This window comes from Mesotoga sp. UBA5557 (assembly GCF_002425715.1).
In the GTDB taxonomy this organism is placed as follows: domain Bacteria; phylum Thermotogota; class Thermotogae; order Petrotogales; family Kosmotogaceae; genus Mesotoga.
In genome coordinates, this window is sequence record NZ_DIMV01000050.1 from 1 (window position 1) to 3,717 (window position 3,717).

At 46.4% G+C, this 3,717-nt stretch carries 3 protein-coding genes; 2 read left to right on the forward strand and 1 reads right to left on the reverse strand.

The window, feature by feature from the left end:
* Positions 1-586: 586 nt before the first annotated feature.
* Positions 587-790: a hypothetical protein gene (locus tag B3157_RS06145; RefSeq protein ID WP_099829404.1), complete on the reverse strand. Its 204-nt coding sequence runs from the start codon at positions 788-790 to the stop codon at positions 587-589.
* Between the two features lie 148 nt (positions 791-938).
* Here B3157_RS06145 and B3157_RS06150 point away from each other — a divergent pair, with 148 nt between their 5' ends.
* Entirely contained in the window at positions 939-2,507 is a 1,569-nt protein-coding gene (locus tag B3157_RS06150) for a hypothetical protein (RefSeq protein ID WP_292589637.1), read from the forward strand.
* A 21-nt stretch (positions 2,508-2,528) separates the two neighbouring features.
* On the forward strand, positions 2,529-3,200 hold the full coding sequence (locus B3157_RS06155; protein ID WP_214061435.1) for a DUF6062 family protein: 672 nt from the start codon (positions 2,529-2,531) through the stop codon (positions 3,198-3,200).
* Positions 3,201-3,717: the final 517 nt, after the last annotated feature.

Consider the following 3,717-nt stretch of genomic DNA (forward strand, 5'->3'; position numbering starts at 1 on the left):
GCGTCGTACGATGTAAGAGGTTTGAGGTTAGAGGTCAGAAAGGCAAGATCTAATTGCACTTCTTACCTCTTGCCTCTTGCCTCTTACGTCTTTTTCTTTTTTGCAATCTCGATCTTGCGAATTAGTGCACACCCTCTGCCACTAGTGGCCCTCCTTTCTCAAGGGAGGATTTAAGATCAGATTCATCAAGAGCCAAACACAGCGTATCTTTCTTGGGAGAAGAAGCATCATATGATTTCTCATAAACGCCTCGACTTATCGGTATGATGAATGTAGCAAGGGAGGATTTAAGATCAGGATATCAGCTGGCAAAACAGCATTCGTGCAAGAGAGAAGAACCTGCATGTGAGTGACGCTAAAGAGCTGATCAAAATCTACTGATTAGCTTCCTCGGGTGGAAACTTGAGATCAAGATCATCGGGAGTTACATACAGAATTTGCGAAAACATAAGAGCTATCATATGATTACCGATCTGCTCTCTTGCGCATGAACAATGATAGGGAACATGTACGTAGTTGAACGGGGCCAAAGGTAATTTCCTTCAACTCACCATGTCGAAGTATAACTTGTATGTGGTAGTCCGACTTACCTGCTCAATCTATCTTCAACACTGCCATCAGGCAGCACAAAATCGGTTGAATAACTAAAGATCTCATCTAGCTGAAACCGCGCACACTCTCTCCAGTTTCTCTCGCAATACATTCTTATCCATTCCCCGTCAATCTTTCCTTCCTCATAAGCTCTAACAACGGGGCACTCGTAATAGTTGCTACAACTTTCTCCTTCCACGAAAGCACCACCTTCCTTTGATCGATAAATATGTTACCACAATTGGGGAATATTGCAATGGCTATTGGTTGCACTTGACGGCTTTTATAATATTCTGTGCATCCGTTATACAATACTTAATGTAAGAAGTAATTTCGGGGGTGATCTAATGAAGAAGAAGTGGATTTTGGTGCTTGTTATGTCTCTAATCATAGTCTTCACTCTCTCCGGGTGTATCTTTCGCCGCTACTCGGTGGTCGTGAGCTGCACACCTTTGATTGAGAGGATTGAAGTCGGAAACAGAGAGAGAGAACTTCCTCATAGTTTTTCGGCCAGAAATGGACAAGTTGTCTCTGTTAAGGCTCCACTGGTTCCGGGCTACGATTTTGAGGGCTGGCTTGTCAACAATGAATTGATGGAAGCAGCACAGATCGAGATCAGTATCGAAGGCAATACGATAATCAAGGCGATCTACAGTCCGAGGCTTGTTCACGAGATTACTTATGGCGGAACCGGAGTGGAACAGGGAATGGGACTCGTTGTAGAGAGTTCGACAGAGATTGTGATTGGCGTTACTTCAAGTTCAACCCAGAGTAATCTGATACTTGGAAACAACGGAAAGAGCGATTTCTGGGTTCCTTCTCTAGAGTATCTGTCTAGCTCTTACGTCATAGAGCCTCAACTCTGTTATGGAGGAAGCGACGAGGAATTCCTTTCAGATGCAGTTAGAATTACGGGCGGTTACGTGGCTGTAGGCTGGACGGAATCAGATGATATTGAATACACTGGAAGCGGCTATCCGTATCATGGCGGTATAGACGGTTACGTAGTAATGATGAAAAACGACGGTTCGTTGAGGTGGCAGACTTACATTGGCGGTAGTGGAGACGATACAATTCATTCCGTGAACACCACTATAGGTGAGAAACTGTTCTTGACGGGTATGACCACTTCCTCTGACTCCAATTTTTCAGGAAGTGGATATCATGGAGGCAAGGATGGCTGGGTCGCGGTTATGAGCTCTTCCGGCGCGCTGATTGCCGATCTTATCAAAGCCTTTGGTGGCACTCAGGATGACGAGCTGCTTTATGGAATGCAGACCAAAGATGGCGGTTACATCGTGTGCGGATACTCGAAATCCTCTGACGGTGATCTTAAGACATTAAGCAGATCTACCGGAGAGGATCTGTGGATCATTAAGCTGGATCCGCAGCTGAATATCATCTGGCAGAAGCTTCTTGGGGGTCAGAACGATGAACGTGCAAACTCAGTGAAAGAGGTAAGCGACGGCTATGTTGTTACCGGTTTCACCGAATCTTCCGGTGGAGTCATCAGAGACCAAAAAGGCGGCAGAGATCTATGGGTACTGAAGTTCTCGTTCGATGGTGAGCTTGAATGGAGCAGAACTTACGGAGGCAGCGATGATGATGAAGGATTCGACATTATTCAGACTGCCGATGGCGGATACGCTGTCTGCGGCTATACAGATTCTTCCGACGGAGACATAATGCATGAGAATAGAGGAATGCGTGATGTTTGGATCGTGAAGCTCGGAACCGACGGCTACCTAGAGTGGGAAGCCACTTTTGGGGGATCAAAGAACGACACCGCAGCAAAGATAAGAGAAACGGAGAAGCGCGAGCTGATTGTTATTGGAACGACTTCCTCTTCCGATCGAGATATTAAGCGCCAGATCCAGGGTCCTTCAGATGCCTGGCTATTGAGACTCGGTAGATAAGAAGAATCGTCAGGTGATGGCTTGAGGGCTGACAACGTACTTGAAAGCGAGGTAATCACTCTTTTTGAGCAAGGTGACAACTGCCCCGTATGTCGCTCCATGGAGAAGTCGGTAGACGGGTGGGTGATAGGGGCCTTTTCGGATCTTCTTCATAATGAAAGCGCTCGAGAACAATTAAGAGAGAACGGGTTATGTAGAGAACACCTGAAAAGAATAGTTGAACTGGCAAGAGAGAAATCCGATGTCGGCTCTCTTGCCGTTTCGATTATCTTTCGGGAGCTTCTTGTTGAGCAGCTCCTGTGGCTGGAGGACAGCAAGGGATCGATTTTGAAGAAAAGAAGAAAACCTGTGGATGGAAGCTGCGTACTATGTTCTGTTGCCGCCCAGAGTGAAAAGATATACCTTTCCGCTTTCTGCAAGTTTCTTGACAGAGATGAAGTTCGTAGGTCGTACGAAGAGTCGTCAGCGGTTTTCTGTCTTGGCCACTCTAAGCATCTTGTGGAGAAGGTCTCGCGACAGACGAGAGAATGGCTGATTACTGTTCAGAAAAATAAGTATGGCGAGGTTGCGAAAGAGATAGACGACTTCGTTTCGAAGCACGACTATAGAAATGAAGCTCCCATTGGACCGGAACGTAATGCATGGCTAAAAGCCTCTAGAATAATAGGAGAGAAGCACTCTACTGAACAGTGAATCAAGCTACTTTGGCCGTCAACGGTTCACGGGCCTAGGAGAAGGACCGAGAAGACGCTTTGAGTTTGAGATGAAGCTTGGCGCTAAGAGCCGTTATTGGTGATATGTGGTTGGCGGTTGGCCAAGAACAAAGAGCTGAAGTTCCTATCAAGTAAAGAATAGCAAAATCCGGTTTGTCAAAACCAACTCAGTTCGTTGGCCTGACAGTTTCTTGGTAAGGGTATGCCATGCTCTGCCAATATGACCTTTACCAAGAACAAAAAACAGATCCTCGCTCCGAAGAACAGATCTTTCCTCTCGAACGGTCAACGGAGAATCGTATTTCACAGCGTACAGCGGGTTCACCGCTTTTAAGCGTAAAGCGGAACTTCTGGCGTACAGCGGATCTTTGAGCGAGAAGACGCTTTGAGTTTGAGATGAAGCTTCGCTTCGAGAGAAACCCTATTCGAGACTACGAAGAACAGGGAGAAAAAGCAGATCCCGTGCAGGTGCATCACGGGATGACCAGGTAAGTGGA

Excerpts from the sequence above, each read along its gene's own strand:
- B3157_RS06150 (WP_292589637.1), top strand. The coding sequence starts at position 939 with ATGAAGAAGAAGTGGATTTTGGTGCTTGTTATGTCTCTAATCATAGTC.